Origin of the sequence: Falsiroseomonas sp. HW251 (assembly GCF_050563545.1) — a bacterium.
Taxonomy (GTDB): Bacteria; Pseudomonadota; Alphaproteobacteria; order Acetobacterales; family Acetobacteraceae; genus Falsiroseomonas.
Map to the genome: position 1 here is coordinate 13,024 of NZ_JBNXUM010000052.1, position 19,249 is coordinate 32,272.

At 70.5% G+C, this 19,249-nt stretch carries 19 protein-coding genes and 1 riboswitch; of the genes, 18 read left to right on the forward strand and 1 reads right to left on the reverse strand.

Features of this window, described 5'->3' with window-relative positions:
• Positions 1–21: 21 nt before the first annotated feature.
• Positions 22–130, reverse strand: a riboswitch (SAM-I-IV-variant riboswitch).
• 64 nt (positions 131–194) lie between these two features.
• The 10 genes from ACLF3M_RS33700 (at position 195) to ACLF3M_RS33745 (ending at position 10,065) form a co-directional block, all read left to right on the forward strand.
• Complete coding sequence (locus ACLF3M_RS33700; protein WP_430661406.1) at positions 195–989, forward strand: DeoR/GlpR family DNA-binding transcription regulator; 795 nt, start codon at positions 195–197, stop codon at positions 987–989.
• A 48-nt stretch (positions 990–1,037) separates the two neighbouring features.
• Complete coding sequence (locus ACLF3M_RS33705) at positions 1,038–1,874, forward strand: HAD family hydrolase (RefSeq protein ID WP_430661407.1); 837 nt, start codon at positions 1,038–1,040, stop codon at positions 1,872–1,874.
• On the forward strand, positions 1,871–2,956 hold the full coding sequence (gene phnD, locus ACLF3M_RS33710; RefSeq protein ID WP_430661408.1) for a phosphate/phosphite/phosphonate ABC transporter substrate-binding protein: 1,086 nt from the start codon (positions 1,871–1,873) through the stop codon (positions 2,954–2,956). The genes ACLF3M_RS33705 and phnD overlap by 4 nt, the downstream gene beginning before the upstream one ends.
• A gap of 5 nt (positions 2,957–2,961) precedes the next feature.
• The gene (gene phnC / locus ACLF3M_RS33715) at positions 2,962–3,732 is read left to right on the forward strand and encodes a phosphonate ABC transporter ATP-binding protein (protein ID WP_430661423.1); all 771 of its coding nucleotides are present in this window, start codon (positions 2,962–2,964) and stop codon (positions 3,730–3,732) included.
• The gene (phnE, locus tag ACLF3M_RS33720; protein WP_430661409.1) at positions 3,729–4,514 is read left to right on the forward strand and encodes a phosphonate ABC transporter, permease protein PhnE; all 786 of its coding nucleotides are present in this window, start codon (positions 3,729–3,731) and stop codon (positions 4,512–4,514) included. Before phnC ends, phnE (ACLF3M_RS33720) begins: the two co-directional genes overlap by 4 nt.
• The gene (phnE, locus tag ACLF3M_RS33725) at positions 4,511–5,311 is read left to right on the forward strand and encodes a phosphonate ABC transporter, permease protein PhnE (RefSeq protein WP_430661410.1); all 801 of its coding nucleotides are present in this window, start codon (positions 4,511–4,513) and stop codon (positions 5,309–5,311) included. The genes phnE (ACLF3M_RS33720) and phnE (ACLF3M_RS33725) overlap by 4 nt, the downstream gene beginning before the upstream one ends.
• Positions 5,312–6,790 carry a glycerol-3-phosphate dehydrogenase gene (gene glpD / locus ACLF3M_RS33730; protein ID WP_430661411.1) on the forward strand — a complete coding sequence of 493 codons (1,479 nt, stop codon included), beginning with the start codon at positions 5,312–5,314 and terminating at the stop codon, positions 6,788–6,790. It abuts the gene before it with no gap.
• Positions 6,791–6,909: 119 nt separating this feature from the next.
• Positions 6,910–8,019 (forward strand): 5-methyltetrahydropteroyltriglutamate--homocysteine S-methyltransferase, encoded by a 1,110-nt coding sequence (locus ACLF3M_RS33735; protein WP_430661412.1) that lies wholly within the window; start codon positions 6,910–6,912, stop codon positions 8,017–8,019.
• Between the two features lie 127 nt (positions 8,020–8,146).
• Positions 8,147–8,881, forward strand: a complete 735-nt coding sequence (locus tag ACLF3M_RS33740) for a class II aldolase/adducin family protein (RefSeq protein ID WP_430661413.1) — start codon at positions 8,147–8,149, stop codon at positions 8,879–8,881.
• On the forward strand, positions 8,878–10,065 hold the full coding sequence (locus ACLF3M_RS33745; RefSeq protein ID WP_430661414.1) for an MFS transporter: 1,188 nt from the start codon (positions 8,878–8,880) through the stop codon (positions 10,063–10,065). The genes ACLF3M_RS33740 and ACLF3M_RS33745 overlap by 4 nt, the downstream gene beginning before the upstream one ends.
• Before the next feature lie 294 nt (positions 10,066–10,359).
• Here the strand turns inward: ACLF3M_RS33745 and ACLF3M_RS33750 are convergent, their stop codons facing one another.
• A complete protein-coding gene (locus ACLF3M_RS33750; protein WP_430661415.1) occupies positions 10,360–10,950 on the reverse strand; it encodes a CarD family transcriptional regulator in 591 nt (196 codons plus the stop codon).
• Positions 10,951–11,214: 264 nt separating this feature from the next.
• Here ACLF3M_RS33750 and ACLF3M_RS33755 point away from each other — a divergent pair, with 264 nt between their 5' ends.
• From ACLF3M_RS33755 to ACLF3M_RS33790, 8 genes are all read left to right on the forward strand, one after another.
• Positions 11,215–12,354, forward strand: a complete 1,140-nt coding sequence (locus ACLF3M_RS33755; RefSeq protein ID WP_430661416.1) for a MalY/PatB family protein — start codon at positions 11,215–11,217, stop codon at positions 12,352–12,354.
• A 158-nt stretch (positions 12,355–12,512) separates the two neighbouring features.
• Positions 12,513–13,304, forward strand: a complete 792-nt coding sequence (locus ACLF3M_RS33760) for an ABC transporter ATP-binding protein (protein ID WP_430661417.1) — start codon at positions 12,513–12,515, stop codon at positions 13,302–13,304.
• A 43-nt stretch (positions 13,305–13,347) separates the two neighbouring features.
• The gene (locus ACLF3M_RS33765) at positions 13,348–14,040 is read left to right on the forward strand and encodes an ABC transporter ATP-binding protein (protein WP_430661424.1); all 693 of its coding nucleotides are present in this window, start codon (positions 13,348–13,350) and stop codon (positions 14,038–14,040) included.
• A gap of 52 nt (positions 14,041–14,092) precedes the next feature.
• A complete protein-coding gene (locus ACLF3M_RS33770; RefSeq protein WP_430661418.1) occupies positions 14,093–15,334 on the forward strand; it encodes an ABC transporter substrate-binding protein in 1,242 nt (413 codons plus the stop codon).
• Between the two features lie 67 nt (positions 15,335–15,401).
• Positions 15,402–16,286 carry a branched-chain amino acid ABC transporter permease gene (locus tag ACLF3M_RS33775; protein ID WP_430661419.1) on the forward strand — a complete coding sequence of 295 codons (885 nt, stop codon included), beginning with the start codon at positions 15,402–15,404 and terminating at the stop codon, positions 16,284–16,286.
• A gap of 3 nt (positions 16,287–16,289) precedes the next feature.
• Positions 16,290–17,285, forward strand: coding sequence for a branched-chain amino acid ABC transporter permease (locus ACLF3M_RS33780; protein WP_430661420.1), 996 nt, complete (start codon positions 16,290–16,292; stop codon positions 17,283–17,285).
• Positions 17,286–17,402: 117 nt separating this feature from the next.
• The gene (locus ACLF3M_RS33785) at positions 17,403–18,110 is read left to right on the forward strand and encodes a DUF1028 domain-containing protein (protein ID WP_430661421.1); all 708 of its coding nucleotides are present in this window, start codon (positions 17,403–17,405) and stop codon (positions 18,108–18,110) included.
• The gene (locus ACLF3M_RS33790; protein WP_430661422.1) at positions 18,107–19,093 is read left to right on the forward strand and encodes an ABC transporter ATP-binding protein; all 987 of its coding nucleotides are present in this window, start codon (positions 18,107–18,109) and stop codon (positions 19,091–19,093) included. Before ACLF3M_RS33785 ends, ACLF3M_RS33790 begins: the two co-directional genes overlap by 4 nt.
• Positions 19,094–19,249: the final 156 nt, after the last annotated feature.

Genomic DNA, 19,249 nt, shown 5'->3' on the forward strand with positions numbered 1-19,249 from the left:
CGAGGCGCGCTGACGATGCGGCTGGTCCCGTTTGGTTGCCTCGGGGGCCGCATCCCTCCTGGCGGAGGCGCCACCTTGCCCGGGTAGGCAGGTTGGCGTCGGGGCGCGGCCCCAACTCTTGATGCACGGGCGTCATAGCCAGGCTTTGCAGATCGGCGCAAGACATCCTGCAGGGAATGTGGTAGGTGCCACACATGGCCCGACGAACGGAGGGCGCCCCGGCCAAGGCCGAGCGCCACCAATCCATCCTCGCTGCTCTCGCGACCGACCCGACGGTGCGGATCTCCGCCCTGGCGGCCGGTTTCGGCGTCTCGGCCGAGACGGTGCGGCGCGACATCGAGGAGCTGTCGCGCCAGGGCGCGGTGCGGCGGACCTATGGCGGCGCCTCGGTCGTGCAGGCGGGATTGCAGCCGGAATTGTCGTCGCGCGAGCGGATGGCGGTGGCGGAGCGCGCGCGGATCGGCGCGGCGGCGGCGGCGATGATCGGGGCGGGCGACGTCCTGATGCTGGATGCCGGGAGCACCACGGCGCATTTCGCGCGCGCGCTGGCGGCGCGCGGGATCGCGGCGACGGTGCTGACGAATTCCCTCGTCGCGGCGGCGGAGCTCGCGGCCTCGCCGGCGGTCCGCGTGCTGCTCTGCCCGGGCGAGGTCAGCGCGGCGGAACGCGGCGTCTACGGGTCCGAGACCGAGGGCTTCATCCGCCGCTTCAACGCCGACCTCGCGGTCATCGGCGCCTCCGGCCTGACGGAGGAGGGGCCCTGCGAGGCGGTCTCCCGCGCGGCCTGGGTGAAGCGCGCCATGCTCTCTCGCGCGCCTCGGGGGATGCTGCTGGCAGACTCCGGAAAATTCGGGCGCGGGCTGCTGGAATGCGTCTGCCCGCTGGCCGAGCTGACCGACCTGGTGACGGAAGCCGACCCGCCGGCGGCGCTGGCCGCGGCGCTGGGCCGGGCCGGGACCGTCGTGACCCTGGCGCCGACGCCATCGTGACGGTATGGCTGCTTCCACACGCCATGCCCGACATGCCACATTAAGCCGATGGACGGACTGACCCGACCCGCACCGCGCCCGATCGCCGACCTGGCGTCCGCCAGGCTGCGCGCGCTGCGCTGGGTGCTGACCGACATCGACGACACCATTACGACCGAGGGAAGGCTGACGGCGGAGGCGTATGCGGGGCTGCAGGCGCTGCACGATGCCGGCCTGCATATCGTGCCGGTAACGGGGCGGCCCGCGGGCTGGTGCGACATGATCGCGCGCTTCCTTCCGGTCGCCGCCGTGGTCGGGGAGAACGGCGCCCTCTGGTACGCGATGGACCATGCGGCGCGCCGGATGCGCCGGCACCACGTGCAGGACGACGCGACGCGCCTCGCGGCCCGCGCCAAGCTCGATGCGCTGGCGGCGGAGGCCATGGCCGCCGTGCCCGGCGCGCGGATCGCCGCCGACCAGCCCTTCCGCGCCTTCGACGTCGCGGTGGACTTCGCCGAGGATACCGGCCCGCTGCCGCTGTCCGACGCCGAGCGCATCGCCGCGATCTTCCGGGCCGGCGGCGCCGCGGCGAAGGTGAGTTCCATCCACGTCAACGCCTGGATCGGCGAGTGGGACAAGCTGTCGGGCCTCAGGCACCTCTTCGCCACGCTGTGGCAGCCGCTTGACCGGGTGATCGGCCAGGTCGCCTTCCTCGGCGACAGCCCGAACGACGCGCCGATGTTCGGCGCGGTGCCGCTTTCCGTCGGTGTCGCGAATGTCGCGCCGTTCCTGCCGGGGATGGCGACACCGCCCGCCTTCGTCACGCGCGGCGCCGGCGGCGCCGGCTTCGTCGAGTTCGCGCAGGCGCTGCTGGCCGCGAGGAAGAACGAGGAGGAGACACCATGATCCGACGCATGCTGCCCGCGGCGGGCTTCGCCGCGGCGCTGATGGCCGCAATGCCCTGGTCGAACGCGCAGGCCCAGGGGGGCGCGCAAGCCGGCTGCAGCTTCCGCGGCGCGCTGGACGACGCCTATTGCGACGAGAACCGCGACATGGTGGCCGATGTGCCGGCCGACCGCGCGCGGCAGCGCGATCCCTCGACGCTGGTCTTCGCCTATACGCCGGTCGAGGACCCCGCGCTCTATGCCAGCCAGTTCCGGCCCTTCCTGGACTACCTCACGCAGTGCACGGGCAAGCGCGTGGTCTATTTCCAGGTGACGTCGAACGCCGCGCAGGTCGAGGCGATGCGGTCGGGCCGGCTGCACATCGCGGGCTTCTCGACGGGGCCAACGGCCTTCGCCGTCAACCTCGCGGGCGCCGTGCCCTTCGCGGTGAAGGGCGGGCCGGAGGGCTATGAGAGCTACCGCGTGGCGCTGATCGTGCGCGCGGACAGCCCGTTCCAGACGCCGGCGGACCTCCGCGGGAGGCGCGTCGCGCACACCTCGGCGACGTCGAATTCCGGCAACCTGGCGCCGCGCGCCTTCTTTCCCGCGCTGGGGCTGACGCCGGACACGGACTACCGCGTCGTCTATTCCGGCGGCCACGACCGCAGCGTGATGGGCGTGAATGCCGGCGACTACGACGCGGCGCCGGTGGCGTCCGACGTCTACAACCGGATGATCCTGCGCGGGCAGGTGCGGCGCGAGAACTTCCGAGTGATCTGGCAGTCCGATCCCTTCCCGACCTCGTCCTTCGCGCTGGCGCATGACCTGCGTCCGGAACTCGCCGACCGGATCCGCCAGTGCTTCTTCGATTTCCGATTCCCCGAGGCGATGAAGCGCGACTTCGGCGGCGACGACCGCTTCTGGCCCGCGACCTACGCGCGGGACTGGGCGCCGGTGCGTGCGGTGGCGGATGCCGTGAACGCGCCCTACAACCGCGCGGCCTGGGACGCGGAGAGCCGCCGCGAGCTGGAGGCGGAGCAGCGCCGCAACCAGCAGCAGCAGCCGGCGCCCGCAGCAACGCCGGCGCCGCAGCCATCGCGATGAACCACATGCCTGCGCAGGCCGGCCTGAAGGGCCTCGTCATCCGGGGCCTTACCAAGGAATACGTGCCCGGCAAGCCGGTCCTGCGCGGCATCGACCTCTCGATCGCGCCGGAGGGGATCACGGCCATCATCGGCCCCTCCGGCACCGGCAAGTCCACGCTCATCCGCTGCATCAACCGCCTGGTCGAGCCGACCGGCGGCGAGATCCTGCTGAACGGCGAGGACCTCGCGAAGCTCCGCGGCCGCTCGCTGCGGCTCGCGCGCCGGCGCATCGGGATGGTCTTCCAGGAATACAACCTGGTCGAGCGCCTGACGGTGATGGAGAACGTGCTGTCCGGCCGGCTCGGCTATGTCCCGCTCTGGCGCGCCTGGCTGCGGAAGTACCGGGAGGAGGACATCGCCCGCGCCTTCGACCTGCTCGACGCCGTCGGCCTGCCGGAGCACGCGACGCGCCGCGCAGACGCGCTCTCCGGCGGCCAGCGCCAGCGCGTCGGCATCGCGCGGGCGCTGATGCAGGGGCCGGAGTTGCTGCTGGCGGATGAACCCACGAGCTCGCTCGACCCCAAGACGGCGGTCGAGGTGATGGAATTACTGGCCCGGCTGACGGCCGCGGCCGGTGTCCCGGTCATCGTCAACATTCATAACGTGGAGCTCGCGAAGCGCTTCGCGCAGAGGATCGTCGGGATGGCCGGCGGGGAGGTGGTGTTCGACGGGCCGCCGGAGGACCTGCGGCCGGATCACCTGCGGCAGATCTATGGCGGGGAGGATTGGTTGTGAGCGCCACCGCGGCGGCACGCCAGCCCTTCGCGCCCAACTGGGCCGCGCGCGCCGGCTTCCTCGCCCTCGCGCTCTACGCGTTTTTCGCCATGGGCCAGCTCGACATCACCTGGGCGCGCTTCGCGACCGGCCTCGGCGAGGGCGGGCGCTTCCTGGCGCGGATGTGGCCGCCCAACTTCACGCGCTGGGAATTGCTGGTCGAGGGGCTGATCGAAAGCATCCAGATCGCGATTCTCTCCTCCGCGCTCGGCATCGTGCTGTCGTTGCCGCTCGGGCTGATGGCGGCGCGCAACCTGTCGCCCGCGGTCGTGAACATCCCGACGCGCGCCTTCATCGCGCTTTGCCGCAGCCTGCACTACGTCATCGTCGCAATCCTTTTCGTGAAGGCGATCGGCTTCGGCGCGCTGGCCGGCGTCGCGGCGCTGACCATCGCGTCCATGGGCTTCATCGCCAAGCTCTTCGCCGAGGCGATCGAGGAGATCTCGATGAAGCAGGTCGAGGCGATCCGCGCGACCGGCGCTGGACTTGGCGCCGTCCTGCTTTATGGCGTGCTGCCGCAGGTCGCTTCGCGCTTCACGGGTTTCTGCCTGTACCAGCTGGACTCCAACCTCAGGAACTCGACGCTGGTCGGGATCGTCGGCGCAGGCGGGATCGGCGGCACGCTCTTCGCGGCCTTCAAGCGCTTCGACTACGATTTCGTCTGCGCCATCCTGATCGCGATCATCGCGCTGATCTTCCTGGCCGAGGTCGTGTCGGGCCGCATCCGGGCGGCGATGCGATGAGCACCGCCCTGCAGCGCGAATGGGTGCGCTTCACGCCGGCCGAGCGGATCGGCCGCTGGCTGGCTTGGCTGGCCATTGTCGCCGCGCTGGTCTGGGCCGTGCGCAGCGTCGAGATCATCCCGGAATTCCTGGAAGACGCGCCGGAGCAGATGGCGGACCTGCTGGTGCGGATGTGGCCGCCTGACCTCGCGCACTACTACCCCGCGGTCCAGGACGCGCTGGTCGAGACGCTGCACATTGCGACCCTCGGCACGCTGTTCAGCTTCGTGCTCGCTTTGCCGCTGGCGCTGCTGGCCGCGCGGAACATCACCCGCGTGCCGCTGCTGAACGGGCTGGCACAGCTGATGCTGGTCTCCTCGCGCAGCGTGAACTCGCTGGTCTGGGCGCTGATCTTCGTCGCGGTCTTCGGGCCGGGTGCCGCGGCCGGCACCTTCGCCATCGCGTTCCGCTCCGTCGGCTTCGTCGGCAAGTTGCTGGCCGAGGCGCTGGAGGAGACGAACCGCGGCCCGGTGGAGGCGCTGACCGCGGCCGGCGCACCCTGGGGCAGCATCATGCTCAAGGGCGTCTGGCCGCAGGTGCAGCCGGCCTTCTGGGGCATCGCGCTGTTCCGCTGGGACATCAACGTGCGCGAAAGCGCTGTGCTCGGCCTGGTGGGCGCGGGCGGCATCGGCGTCGTGCTCGACAACGCCATCAACTTCTTCCAGTGGGAACGGGTCGCGACCGTGCTGCTGGCGATCCTGGCGGTGGTGATCATCGCCGAGGTCGTTGTGACACGCATCCGCTCGAGACTGATCTGAATGACCGACAGCTTCGACCTCCTCATCATCGGTGGCGGCGTCAACGGCGCCGGCATCGCGCGCGACGCGCAGGGCAGGGGGATCTCCACTTGCCTGGTGGAGCGCGGCGACCTTGCCGGCGCGACGTCGTCAAACTCCTCCAAGCTCATCCATGGCGGGCTGCGCTACCTCGAGCTCTACGAGTTCCGCCTGGTGCGGGAAGCGCTGGCCGAGCGCGAGGTCCTGCTGCGCATCGCGCCGCACATCGTCTGGCCGATGCGCTTCGTCCTGCCGCACCGGCCGGAGATGCGGCCGCGCTGGATGATCCGCGCGGGACTGTTCCTCTATGACCACCTGGCGCGTCGTGTCAGCCTGCCCGGCGCCGAGAGCATCCCGACCGGCTGCCACCGCTATGGCGAGCCGCTAAAAGATGAGATCGCCGCGGCCTTCGCCTATTCCGATTGCTGGGTGGAGGACAGCCGCCTGGTCGTGCTGAACGCCCGCGACGCCGCGCAGCGCGGGGCCGAGATCTTGGTGCGCACCAGCTTCGTGGGCGCGGATCGCGACGCCGAGGGCTGGACCTGCCGCCTGCAGGCCGAGGACGGCAGCATCCGCACTGTCCGCGCCCGCGCGCTCGTCAACGCCGCCGGGCCCTGGGTGATGCAGGCGCAGGGTGCCGCGCATGCGCTGGCCAATGACCGCGTCCGACTGATCCGCGGCAGCCACATCGTCCTGCCCGCGCTGTACGAAGGGGACCAGGCCTATATCCTGCAGAACGACGACCGGCGCGTCGTCTTCGTCATCCCCTATGAGGGACGCTTCAGCCTGGTCGGTACCACCGACATCCCGCACGAGGGCGACGCCCGCGACGCCCGATGCTCGCCGGAAGAAGCGGCCTATCTCTGCGCCGCGGTGGCGAAGCAGTTCAAGCGCACGCCGAGGCCTGAGGAGATCGTCTGGACCTATTCCGGCGTCCGCCCGCTGCATGACGACGGGGCGGACAACCCTTCCGCCGTCACGCGGGATTACGTGCTGAAGACCGACGCGCCGGCGGGGCAGGCGCCGGTGCTGACGATCTATGGCGGTAAGATCACGACCTACCGCCGCCTGGCGGAGGAAGCGACGGGGAAGATCGGCACGCTGCTTGGCCGCGAGGGCACGCCCTGGACCGGCACCGCCGCGCTGCCCGGAGGCGACTTCACGGGGCTTCTCGCCTTCGAGCAGGAGATGGCGCGCAGGCATCCCTGGATCGAGCGCACCACGCTCGCCCGCCTGGTGCGAGCCTACGGAAGCGACCTCGACGCCATGCTGGATGGCGCGAGCGGCGCCAATGCGATGGGCGAGGACTACGGCGCCGGCTTCACCGAGCGCGAACTCGACTGGCTCGTCGCGAAGGAATGGGCGCGGAGCGCTGACGACGTGCTGTGGCGGCGTTCCAAGCTCGGCCTGCACATGCCCGGAGAGGGGCAGGAAAGGCTCAGGCGGCGCCTCGGGGCTTGACCGCTGCGTTGCATGCAGCGGCGCGGTGGTGGTAATGCGGGCGCCGAGAGCCGAGCGGCACGGGGACGCAGCCCGCGCCCGCTCGCTGCATGCAACGAAATGCCCGGAGGAGCCCGTCCATGCCCGGCACCAAGCCGCCCTTCCGCGCCGACCATGTCGGCAGCCTGCTGCGCCCGATCCCCCTCCGCGAGGCCCGCGCCGCGCGTGCCGCCGGCACGCTCTCGGCCGAGGCGCTGCGCGAGACCGAGGACCGCTTCATCCGCGAGGTCATTGCCCAGCAGAAGGCCATCGGCCTGAAGGCGGTGACGGATGGCGAGTACCGCCGCGCCTTCTGGCATTTCGACTTCCTCGCCAGGCTCGGCGGCGTCGAGATGTACGAGAGCGACCAGGGCATCCAGTTCAAGGGCGGCCAGACCAAGGCCTATGGGCTGAAGGTGACCGGCCGCATCCACTACGACGGCCATCCCTTCGTCCGGGATTTCGCCTTCGTGCGCGACAACGCGCAGGGCGCGGTGCCGAAAATCACGATTCCCTCGCCGTCGGTGCTGCATTTCCGCGGCGGCCGCCGCGCCGTGGACACGCACACCTATCCCGAGATGGACGGCTTCTTCGCCGATCTCGGCGACGCCTATCGCGCCGCGGTGCAGGACTTCGCCGGCGCGGGCTGCCGCTATCTCCAGCTGGATGAGGTCAACATCGCCTATCTCTGCGACCCCGAGCAGATCGCGGGCCTCAAGGCGCGCGGCGAGGAGACCGATGGTCTGCTGCAGAAATACGCCGGGCTGATCAACCGCGCGGTGGACGGGCGGCCGTCCGACATGGTGGTGTCCATGCATCTCTGCCGCGGCAATTTCCGGTCCATGCACATCGCCTCGGGCGGTTACGACCCCGTGGCGGAGGTGCTGTTCAACGGCATCAACGTCGATGCCTATTTCATGGAGTACGACGACGAGCGCTCCGGCAGCTTCGCGCCGCTGCGCTTCCTGCCGAAGGGCAAGACGGTGGTGCTTGGCATCGTGACGTCCAAGCGCGGCGAGCTGGAATCGAAGGACATGCTGAAGCGCCGGATCGAGGAGGCCGCGAAGTACGCGCCGCTGGATCAGCTCGCGATCTCGCCGCAATGCGGGTTCGCGTCCACGGAGGAAGGCAATGTGCTGACCGTGGAGGAGCAATGGGCGAAGCTGCGCAACTGCGTGGAGGTGGCGCAGGAGGTCTGGGGGAGTCTGTAGGGCGGTAAAGCCCGTCCGTGCCCAAGAATCTGCCTCCCCCGCCTTGAGATTTCCCTCCCTCGCGAGCGGGGGAGGGCTGCGCTTCCCCGCAGGCAAGCAGTAGGCTCCCCGCGAACGGGAGCCCCGCATGAGCCTCACCACCGACCGAGAACTCGATCAGATCCTCGCCGAACTCGTCATCGCGAACCGCGTGCTCGCGCGTGAGGACGTGGTGGACGATTTCGGCCATGTCTCCGTCCGCGACCCGCACGACCCCTCGCGCTTCTGGCTGTCGCGTTCGCGCAGCCCGGAGGTGGTGTCGCGCGACGACCTCATCCGCTTCGACCTCGGCGCCAACCCCGAAAATGCCGGGCACCGCCGCCCCTATCTCGAAACCGTCCTCCACGCCCGCATCCTCGCCGCGCGTCCCGACGTGACCTGCGTCGTGCATCACCACGCCCGCCCCGTCCTGCCCTTCACCGTCACCACGCGCCCGCTGCGCCCGGTCTTCCACATGGGCTCCGTCATCGGCGCGACCGTGCCGCTCTGGGACAGCCAGGACGAGTTCGGCGACACCAACATGCTGATCGACACGGCACCCAAGGCCGACAGCCTGGCCAAGGCGCTCGGGCCCCATTCCTGCGCGCTGCTCCGCCGCCACGGGGCGGTCTGCGTCGGCGCCTCGATCCCTGAGGCCTGCTTCGTCGCGATCTACATGAAGGAGAACGCCGAGCTGCAATACGCCGCCGAGGCGCTGGACGGCCCCGTGGACTACCTCACGCCCGGCGAGATCGAGCAGACCGGCGCCATGCTGCGATCCGAACGCCCGCTCCGCCGGTCCTGGGATTACCGCTGCGCGCGGGCGGGCTTCGGCGGCTTGTGACGGCCACCGCCCGCGTCGTCGTCGCGCTGGGAACCACGCAGACCCTCGCCTGGGCCTGTTCCTACTACCTCCCGGCGATCCTGGCGGCGCCGATGGCGCGCAGCCTGGAGGTGCCGGCCTCCTGGGTTTTCGGCTGCTTCTCGGCCTCGCTGGTGCTGTCGGCTCTGCTCGGCCCCTGGGCGGGGAAGCTGATCGACCGGCGCGGCGGGCGCGACGTGCTGGTCGTGTCCAACCTGGTGATCGCGGCGGGGCTCACGACGCTCGCTCTCTCGCATTCGATCGCGCTGCTGGCCGTTGGCTGGCTGCTGCTCGGCGTCGGCATGTCCATGGGTCTCTACGACGCGGCGTTCGCGACGCTGGCGGGACTCTATGGCCGCAACGCGCGCTCACCGATCACCGGCATCACGCTGATTGCGGGCTTCGCCAGCACGGTGGGCTGGCCGCTCTCGGCGGTCATGGAGGACGCCTTCGGCTGGCGCTGGGCGTGCCTTGCCTGGGCGGCGCTGCAGCTGCTGGTCGCGCTGCCGCTGAACCGGCTGCTGATCCCGCCGGCGCCGCCGCCGGAGAAGCTTGCGATGGCCGAGCAAGGCGAGGCGGTGCCGCCGCCACGCTGGGCGATGCCGATCCTCGCCTATCTCTTCGCCGCGGTCTGGACGGTGACCGGCGCGCTGGCGGCGCATATGCCGACGCTGCTCGAGGCCGCGGGCGCGACGCCCGCGATGGCGATCGCCGCCGCGGCGTTGATCGGGCCGTCGCAGGTCGCGGCCAGGCTGCTGGAGTTCGGGCTCCGGCGGCGCCTGTCGCCAGTGGTCTCGGCGCGCCTGTCCACGCTAGGGAACCCGCTCGGCACCATCGCGCTGCTGGCCTTCGGTCCGGTCGCGGCGCCGGCATTTGCCATCCTGCACGGCATGGGTAACGGCATCCTGACGATCGTGAAGGGGACCTTGCCGCTGCAGGTCTTCGGTCCCGTCGGCTACGGCTCGCGGCAGGGGCTGCTGTCCGCGCCATCGCGCTTCATGCAGGCGCTGGCCCCCTTCCTGTTCGGCCTGCTGCTGGAACGCGCGAGCGTCGCGACGGCGCTGAGCATCACCGCCGCCATGATGCTGTCGGCCTTCGTCGCGCTGCTGCTGCTGCGCGTGCCGATCAGGCCACCGGCTGGCTCGGCTCGGGACCGGGCGGGGTGATCACCGGGATCTCGGGCTGTGCCGGACCGGGGCCCGGCAATTCGGGGCCCGGTGCCGGCGGCTGCGTGATGGGCGGCAGCCCCGGAAGTTCCGGGCCCGGCGAGGGCGGCGCGGCAGGGCGCGGCGTCTCCGCGGGTTGTTCGGGCGGCGGGCCGGGTTCTTCGGGCATCTGTTGCGCGTTCATCGCGGGTGAACGCGGCCACCCCCAAAAAGCTTCGGGGGGCCTTCCGGCCCCCCGACACCACTGCGTCAGTGCGGCGCCTTGTCTCAGGCGGGCATCGTAATCCGCGCGGCTTACGCCGCGACGGCGATGGGCTGCGGCGCCACCGGGATGCGCTCCGCGATCTGGCCGATCGCGACTTCCTTCGTCGTGTTCTCGACCGCGGCGATCTCGACGGCCAGGCGCTCCAGCGCGGCCTCGAAGATCTGGCGTTCGGAGAAGCTGCGCTCGGGGTTGTTCACGTTGCGGGAGAGGTCGCGCAGCACCTCGGCGACCTTGCGGGGATCGCCGCTGTTCAGCTTCGCCTGCAGCTCCGCCGCGCGGCGGGCCCAGGTGATGCCGCGCGCCACGCCGCGCGGCGTGGTCGTCAGCACGTCCAGCGCCTCGGCGATCAGCGCGCCGCCGGCCAGGCGGCGGATGCCGTTGGCCGCGACCTTGGCGCGCGGAACGCGCAGCGTCAGGCGGCCTTCGCCGAAGGAGAAGTGGATAAGTTCCAGCGACTCCCCGCCGACGACGGCGGCGGATTCACCGGTGACGCGACCCACGCCATGGGCGGGGTGCATGACCGCATCGCCAACGGCGAAGCCGGCCATGTCCTTCGTGGCGGCGGTCGTCGTGGCGCGGGCGGCGTCGGGCTTCGGCATGGTGGCCGGCTCCATGGGCATGATCTTCAGGATGCCACGCAGATGACGTTGGTTCCCAGCAAGATCAAGCGCGCAGCGAGAATACTGACATGCGTGTTGCGCGGAGGTCGCGCAAATCGCGATGGAATCGCGGGGTGCGCTGGAATGGAACGCTCCGGCATCATCTCTGCGCGAGGGGCGTCGCCCGGCGAATCGGGGAAGCCACCTCGCCGGAGTCGGCGCGACGCGCTATCCCGCAACTCGGCACGCTGCCGGTCCGGCCGGCCGCCATCGAGGAGACCCTGCGTGAGCGTTTTCGATACCGCCTGGGACCGGCGGTCCAGCGGCTGCAACAAGTGGAACCGCTACGAGGCGGACGTGCTGCCGATGTGGGTGGCCGACATGGATTTCGCAGTCCCGCCGGCGGTCTCGGACGCGCTGGCGGAGCGCCTGCGCCAGCCGATCCTGGGCTACGGCATGCGGCGCGGCCCGCTGCTGGAACGCATCGCGGCCTGGATGGCCGCGCAGTACGGCTGGGCCGTCCCGCCGGAGGCCATCGTGCCGCTGGCCGGCGTCGTGCCGGGCTTCAACTTGGCGCTCCGCGCGACCTGCGCGCCGGGGTCGGGCGTGGTGCTCCAGACGCCGCTCTATCCGCCGATGCGCGCCGCCCCCGCCCATTGGGACCTCCGTCGGATCGAGGCGCCTCTGACGCCGGCGGACGAGGTGGACATGGACGCCTTCGGCGCCGCGATCCGCCAGGCCGGGCAGGGCGCCTTCATCCTCTGCAACCCGCACAACCCGACCGGTCGCGTCTTCCGGCGTGAAGAATTGCTGGCGATGGCCTGCGCCTGCGTCGAGGCCGGCGTCGCGATCGTCTCCGACGAGATCCATTGCGACCTGGTCTTCGACGGCCGCCGCCACATCCCCGTGGCGTCGCTGTCGCCAGAGATCGCGGCACGCACCATCACCCTGATGTCGGCGGGCAAGACCTTCAACATCGCCGGGCTCGCGGTGTGCTGGGCGGTGGTGACCGACCCCGCGCTGCGCGCCCGGTTCCAGGCCGCCATCGCCGGCGTCTCCGACCACCCCAACATCCTCGGCCTGATCGCGACCGAGGCCGCGCTGGAGCACGGCGAGCCCTGGCGGCAGGAGCTGTTGGCCTACCTCCGGGACAACCGCGATTGGCTCTTCCAGGCGGTGGAGCGCGACCTGCCGGGCGTGCGCATGAACCTGCCGGAGGGCACCTACCTCGCCTGGCTCGACTGCCGCGGCAGCCAGGCCGCCGCCGACCCCGCCGGCTTCTTCGTGGAGAGGGCGCGGGTCGCCATGAATCCCGGGCCGGATTTCGGCGCCGCCGGCCAAGGCTTCGCCCGCTTCAACTTCGGCTGCCGCCGCGCGACGCTCGAGGAAGCCGTGGCACGGATGGCGGCCGCCCTGCGGAACTAGGCAGTTACGCCCGGCCGCCTGCACGAAAGTGCAGGGGGTCGCCCTTGCGCAACGTCGCGTCTGTCTCCATGAACAGGCCAACGCATGGCGGGTATGCGCCGGCCGGGGTCCATGGCCCATGCCGGTCCAGCCCGCCGCAAGCAGGGAGACGTCCGGGCGTGAGCGCCGAGCCGGTAGGCGACTACATCCTGGAGACGGAAGGGCTGACCAGGGAGTTCCGCGGCTTCGTCGCGGTCTCCGATGTGGCGCTGCGCGTCCGGCGCGGGACGATCCACGGCCTGATCGGGCCGAACGGCGCGGGCAAGACCACCTGCTTCAACCTGCTCACCAGGTTCCTGCCGCCAACGCGCGGGACCATCCGCTATGACGGACGCGACATCACCGCGATGAAGCCGGCCGAGGTGGCGCGGCTCGGCCTGGTCCGTTCCTTCCAGATCTCGGCGGTCTTCCCCCACTTGACGGTGCTGGAGAATGTCCGCGTCGCCCTGCAGCGCGCCCGCGGCGGATCCTTCGACTTCTGGCGGTCCGAGCGGCTGCTGAAGGAATACGACGCCCGCGCCATGGCGCTGCTGGAGGATGTCGGGCTGACGTCCTACGCCGCGGCGAACGCCGGCGAGCTTCCCTATGGCCGCAAGCGCGCGCTAGAGATCGCGACGACGCTGGCGCTCGATCCGCAGATGATGCTGCTGGACGAGCCAACGGCCGGCATGACGCATGAGGATGTCGGGCGGATCATGGCGCTGGTGCAGCGTGTCGCCGCGGGCCGCACCGTCCTGCTCGTCGAGCACAACCTGACCGTCGTCTCCGGCCTCTGCGACACCATTACCGTGCTGACCCGCGGCAAGGTGCTGGCCGAAGGCGACTACATGACGCTCAGCAAGCACCCCGAGGTGCAGGCCGCCTATCTCGGCACCGATCCCTCCATCTCGGGGCACCAGAACCATGGCTGAGGCGATGACCATGGCGCGGCCGGCGTCGGGGCAGGGCGTGGCCATGCTCCGCATCCAGGGGCTCGAGGCCTGGTATGGCGAGAGCCACATCCTGCACGGCGTCAACCTCGAGATCGGCCAGGGCGAGGTCGTCACGCTGCTCGGCCGCAACGGGGCGGGCAAGACGACGACGCTGCGCGCCATCATGGGGCTGACCGGCCGGCGCCAGGGCTCCATCGCCTTCGAGGGGCGGGAGACCATTAACCTCCGCCCCGACCTCATCGCGCGCGCGGGCATCGCCTATTGCCCGGAGGAGCGCGGCATCTTCGCCAGCCTCGACGTGACGGAGAACCTGATGCTGCCCCCGGTGGTCGCGCCGGGTGGCATGGCGCTGGACGAGATCTACACGCTGTTCCCGAACCTCAAGGAACGCGCGCGCAGCCAGGGCACGAAGCTGTCGGGCGGCGAGCAGCAGATGCTCGCCATCGCGCGCATCCTGCGCACCGGTGCCAGGCTGCTGCTGCTCGACGAGCCGTCGGAAGGCCTTGCGCCCGTCATCGTGCAGCAGATCGGCGAGATGATCCGCAAGATCAAGCAGCGCGGCTTCACCGTGCTGCTGGTCGAGCAGAACTTCCGCTTCGCCCAGACCGTGGCGGACCGCCACTACGTGATGGAGCACGGCCAGGTCGTGGACACCATCACCAACGACGAGCTCGCGGCCAATGTGGACCGCCTGAAGGAGTACCTGAGCGTCTGACGACGCCCAGGCAGGGACTAACCAGGCTTCGAAGAAACAGAGGAAACCGTCAATGACCGTCAATCGCCGCACGCTTCTCGGGGCCGCCGCCACGGCGCCCGTCTGGGGTGCCCTGCCGTACCGCTCGGCCCGTGCCCAGGTCGCCAACACCATCCGCATCGGCGTGCTGAACGACCAATCCGGCCTTTACCGCGACATCGGCGGCCCCGGCGCGACCCACGCCGTGAACCTCGCCGTGCGCGAATCCGGCGTGCGCGAGCGCGGCATCAACGTCGAGGTCATCCAGGCCGACCACCAGAACCGCCCCGACGTTGGCTCCAACATCACGCGCCAGTGGATCGACCAGAACGGCGTGGACGTGATCTTGGACGTGCCGACCTCCTCCGTCGCGCTCGCCGTTTCGGGCATCGTGCGGGAGAAGAACAAGATCCACATCAACTCGGGTGCGGCGACGTCGGACCTGACGGGCCCGGCCTGCTCGCCGAACCTGATCCACTGGACCTACGACACCTACAATCTGGGCAAGGGCACCGGCGGCGCGATGGTGGCCGCCGGCGGCAACACCTGGTTCTTCATCACTGCGGACTACGCCTTCGGCCACGCGCTGGAACGCGACACCACGGCCTTCATCAATGCGGCCGGCGGGCGTGTGCTGGGCGGCGTGCGCACGCCCTTCCCGGGCACGACCGACTTCTCGTCCTTCCTGCAGCAGGCGCAGCGGTCGCGGGCGCGGGTGATCGGCCTGGCCAATGCCGGCGGCGACACCATCAACTGCATCAAGCAGGCCGCGGAGTTCCGCATCACCCGCGGCGGCACCAAGCTGGCCGGCCTGCTGGTCTTCATCTCTGACATCCACTCGCTCGGCCTCGAGATCGCGCAGGGCCTGGTGCTGACCGAGACCTTCTATTGGGATCTCAACGACCGCACCCGCGCCTTCACGGAGCGCCTGGGCGCCACGCCGGGCAACTTGAAGCCCTCCATGACGCAGGCCGGCTGCTATTCCGGCGTGCTGCACTACCTCAAGGCCGTGGCCGACATGGGCGCGGCGCAGGCCAAGGCGTCGGGCGTCGAGACCGTCAACCGCATGAAGGCGATGCCGACCAGCGACGACGCCTTCGGCGAAGGCTCGATCCGCCCCGACGGCCGCAAGCTGCACCCGGCCTACCTGTTCGAGGTGAAGACGCCGGCCGAAAGCCGCGGCGCCTGGGACTACTACAAGCTGATCTCCACTATCCCGGCCGACCAGGCCTTCCGCCCGCTGAACGAGGGCGGCTGCGCGCTCGTCCGGTCCTGACCTGACCGACTGACCTTAGATTGGGGGGCGGCCTTCGCGCCGCCCCGCCCATTGCCCGGGGTAACCGATGGAAGACCTGCTCTTCGATATCCAGCTGGCCTTGCCGCAGGTCATCCTCGGCGTGATCAACGGCTCGTTCTACGCGCTGCTCTCGCTGGGTCTCGCGGTCATCTTCGGCATGCTGAACGTCATCAACTTCGCGCACGGCGCACAGTTCATGATGGGCGCCTTCGCGGCCTGGATGATGCTGAACTGGCTCGGCATCGGGTACTGGCCGTCGCTGGTCCTGGCGCCGCTGATCGTGGGGGCCATCGGCGTCGCGATGGAGCGGCTGATGATCAGCCGGCTCTACAAGCTCGATCACCTCTATGGCCTGCTGCTGACCTTCGGTTGCGCCCTGGTGATCGAGGGTGTGTTCCGCAACGAGTTCGGCTCCTCCGGCCAGCGCTACTCGCCGCCCAAGATGTTCGAGGCGCTGGACCTCGAGATCGGCGACTTCTTCCTGCCGGGCTACCGGGTCTGGGTGCTAATCGCCGCGACCGGCATGTGCCTGGCGACCTGGCTGGTGATCGAGAAGACCAAGATCGGCAGCTATCTCCGCGCCGCCGTGGAACGGCCGCAGCTCGTCCAGGCCTTCGGCATCAACGTGCCGCTGATGATGACGCTGACCTATGGCGCGGGCGTGGCGCTGGCCGCCTTCGCGGGCGTGCTCGCGGCGCCGATCTATTCCGTGCATCCCGCGATGGGCGCCAACTTCATCATCACCGTCTTCGCGGTCGTCGTGATCGGCGGCATGGGATCGATCGCGGGCTCGATCGTCACGGGATTCATGCTGGGCTTCGTGCAGGGCATCACCGACGTCTTCTACGCCGAGGCGTCGCAGACCGTCGTCTTCGTCATCATGGCCATCGTGCTGCTGACGCGGCCCGCCGGCCTGTTCGGGAGGGCCTGAGCCATGGCCGACGGCACCGCGATCGCGGCCTCCGGTCCTCTCGGCACGCGGCGCGAGGAGGCCGGCTTCTTCGGCTTCTCCCGTCCGCAAGCCATCGCCTTCCTGGTGATGGTCGGGCTGATCGCGGTCGGGCCCTTCCTGCTCTACCCCGTCTACCTCATGAAGGTGCTCTGCTTTGCGCTCTTCGCCTTGGCCTTCAACCTGCTGATCGGGTACGTCGGGCTGCTCAGCTTCGGCCACGCCGCCTATTTCGGCATGGGCGGCTACGTCACGGGCTACGCCGCCAAGGCGTGGGGCCTGCCGCCGGAGATCTCGATCCTGCTCGGCGGCCTCGCGGGCGCGGCCTTCGGCCTGCCCTTCGGCTGGCTGGCGATCCGGCGGTCGGGCATCTACTTCGCCATGATCACGCTGGCGCTGGCGCAGATGGTCTACTTCTTCTGCCTCCAGGCCCCCTTCACGGGCGGCGAGGACGGCATCCAGGGCATCCCGCGCGGCACGCTGTTCGGCCTCTTCGACCTGCGGTCCGACATGACGATGTACTGGCTCGTCGCGGGCGTGTTCCTCGCGGGGTTCCTGCTGATCCACCGCATCGTGCATTCGCCCTTCGGCCAGGTCATGAAGGCGATCCGTGACAACGAGCCCCGCGCGATCTCGCTGGGCTACCGGGCGGACGACTACAAGCTGATGGCCTTCGTGCTGTCGGCCGCGCTGGCCGGCATCGCGGGCGGCACCAAGGCGCTGGTCTTCAACATCGCGACGCTGACCGACGTGCACTGGTCCATGTCCGGCGAGGTCGTGCTGATGAGCCTGGTCGGCGGGCTCGGCACGGTGTTCGGGCCGGTGGTGGGGGCGGCGGTCATCATCACCATGCAGAACTACCTCGCGGAGTTCGGGGCCTGGGTGCTGGTGATCCAGGGCGTGATCTTCATCGCCTGCGTGCTCGCCTTCCGTCGCGGCATCCTGGGCGAGTTCGCCCATCTGCTGAAGGTGAAGCTGTAGTCCTGCCCGGCCGCCGGGCAGCCGCCGACCAAGGCCTGGGCAGAACGGCCGCCAACATGCACGCGATGCGCGCGCAGCCATCTTGCGCGCCAGGGGCTGGCTGGAGTTGATGCCGCGATGACCTGGTCCATCCTGGCACGCGATCCGATCACGGGAGAGATCGGCGCGGCCGTCGCGAGCCGCTTCCTGGCCTGTGCGGCGCTGGTGATCCGCGTCGAGGGCGGGCTCGGTGCCGCGTGCACACAGGCGCTGGTGAACCCCTTCCTCGCGCCCGACGCGCTGGACCGCCTGCGCGCGGGCCAGTCGCCGGAGGAAGCGCTGACAGCGGTGATTGCCGCCGATCCGGGCCGCGCCGCGCGGCAGCTTCACGTCATGGCGCTGGACGGGCGCAGCGCGCGGCATACCGGAGATGACTGCGTGGGCTGGTGCGGCTCGGTCGCGGGCGTGGATGTCTCCGTCGCAGGCAACATGCTGGCTGGCCCCGCCGTGGTGGAGGCAACGCGCGACGCCTTCCTCGCTGCCGCGGGACAGCCCTTCCCGCTGCGGCTGCTCGCCGCGATGGACGCGGGCGAGGCCGCGGGCGGCGACAAGCGCGGGCGCCAGGCGGCGGGGATCGTCGTGGCCTCGCGCGATCCCTATCCCGACCTGGATCTCCGCGTGGACGACCATCCCGATCCGCTGGCGGAACTGCGCCGGCTGTATGGCGTCTGGCGCGGCTATACCCGCCATTTCCGCCGCTTCCTGCCGGGCCGCGACCATCCCGGCGTCTTCGACCGCGCCGTTATCCAGGAAGCCGTCGCCAGGGCGCAGGCCGAGGATCCATGAGCGAGCCGGTCCTCGAACTGCGCGATGCCAGCGTCACGCTCGCGACCGACCGCGGCCCGTTGCGGCCGGTGGACGGCGTGTCCTTCGCCGTGGCACCGGGGAAGACGCTCGCCGTGGTGGGCGAGAGCGGCTGCGGCAAGTCGGTCATGGCGCTGGCGGTAATGGGTCTGCTGCCGCCGGTCGGCGTCATCGGCGGCTCCATCCGCCTGGCCGGGCGCGAGCTGACGACGATGGACGCCGAGGATCGCCGGCTTAAGCGCGGCGGCGAGATGGCGATGATCTTCCAGGAGCCGATGACCAGCCTGAACCCCGCCTTCACCGCGGGCGAGCAGGTCGCCGAGGCGCTGCGCCTGCACCAGGCGATGTCGCCGGCCGAGGCCTTCGACGCCGCGGTCGCGATGCTGGCCCGCGTGCGCATCCCCGATGCTGCGAAGCGTGCTCGGCAGTATCCGCACCAGCTCTCGGGCGGGATGCGCCAGCGCGTGATGATCGCCATGGCGCTGGCCTGCCGCCCGCGCCTGCTGATCGCGGACGAGCCGACCACGGCGCTCGACGTCACGGTGCAGGCGCAGATCCTGGCCCTGATCGACGAGCTGAAGCAGGAGACCGGGACGGCGGTCGTGCTGATCACGCACGACCTCGGCGTGGTCGCCGACCATGCGGACGAGGTCGTGGTGATGTATGCCGGCCGCATCGCCGAACGCGCGCCGGCCGCGCAGCTCTTCGCCCGGCCGCAGCATCCCTACACGATCGGGCTGCTCGGCGCGGCGCCGTCGCTGGAAGGGGGGGCAGCGCGGCTCGCGAGCATCGAGGGCACGGTGCCGGACCTGCGAAACCCACCGAGCGGTTGCCGCTTCTCGCCGCGCTGCCCCTTCGCGGTGGCGCAGTGCGCGGAGCAGCCGCCGCTGGCGGAACTGTCACGCGGTCACTACGCGGCCTGCTGGCGCGCGCCGCTCGATGCGCTGCTCGAGGAAGCGGCGTGAGCGTCGGGCGAAGCGAACGACACGAAGCCCTCTCCCCCGCTTATGGGGGAGAGGGTTGGGTGAGGGGGACGCGGAAGGCGAAGCGCGCCTCTGCCGCTGGCCTGGGGGGGGGGCCCCCCCCCCCCCCCCCCCCCCCCGCCGGGGGGGGGGGGGGGG

Excerpts from the sequence above, each read along its gene's own strand:
- ACLF3M_RS33700 (WP_430661406.1), top strand. The coding sequence starts at position 195 with ATGGCCCGACGAACGGAGGGCGCCCCGGCCAAGGCCGAGCGCCACCAA.
- ACLF3M_RS33705 (WP_430661407.1), top strand. The coding sequence starts at position 1,038 with ATGGACGGACTGACCCGACCCGCACCGCGCCCGATCGCCGACCTGGCG.
- phnD (WP_430661408.1), top strand. The coding sequence starts at position 1,871 with ATGATCCGACGCATGCTGCCCGCGGCGGGCTTCGCCGCGGCGCTGATG.
- phnC (WP_430661423.1), top strand. The coding sequence starts at position 2,962 with ATGCCTGCGCAGGCCGGCCTGAAGGGCCTCGTCATCCGGGGCCTTACC.
- phnE (WP_430661410.1), top strand. The coding sequence starts at position 4,511 with ATGAGCACCGCCCTGCAGCGCGAATGGGTGCGCTTCACGCCGGCCGAG.
- glpD (WP_430661411.1), top strand. The coding sequence starts at position 5,312 with ATGACCGACAGCTTCGACCTCCTCATCATCGGTGGCGGCGTCAACGGC.
- ACLF3M_RS33735 (WP_430661412.1), top strand. The coding sequence starts at position 6,910 with ATGCCCGGCACCAAGCCGCCCTTCCGCGCCGACCATGTCGGCAGCCTG.
- ACLF3M_RS33740 (WP_430661413.1), top strand. The coding sequence starts at position 8,147 with ATGAGCCTCACCACCGACCGAGAACTCGATCAGATCCTCGCCGAACTC.
- ACLF3M_RS33750 (WP_430661415.1), bottom strand. The coding sequence starts at position 10,950 with ATGCCCATGGAGCCGGCCACCATGCCGAAGCCCGACGCCGCCCGCGCC.
- ACLF3M_RS33765 (WP_430661424.1), top strand. The coding sequence starts at position 13,348 with ATGCTCCGCATCCAGGGGCTCGAGGCCTGGTATGGCGAGAGCCACATC.
- ACLF3M_RS33770 (WP_430661418.1), top strand. The coding sequence starts at position 14,093 with ATGACCGTCAATCGCCGCACGCTTCTCGGGGCCGCCGCCACGGCGCCC.
- ACLF3M_RS33775 (WP_430661419.1), top strand. The coding sequence starts at position 15,402 with ATGGAAGACCTGCTCTTCGATATCCAGCTGGCCTTGCCGCAGGTCATC.
- ACLF3M_RS33780 (WP_430661420.1), top strand. The coding sequence starts at position 16,290 with ATGGCCGACGGCACCGCGATCGCGGCCTCCGGTCCTCTCGGCACGCGG.
- ACLF3M_RS33785 (WP_430661421.1), top strand. The coding sequence starts at position 17,403 with ATGACCTGGTCCATCCTGGCACGCGATCCGATCACGGGAGAGATCGGC.
- ACLF3M_RS33790 (WP_430661422.1), top strand. The coding sequence starts at position 18,107 with ATGAGCGAGCCGGTCCTCGAACTGCGCGATGCCAGCGTCACGCTCGCG.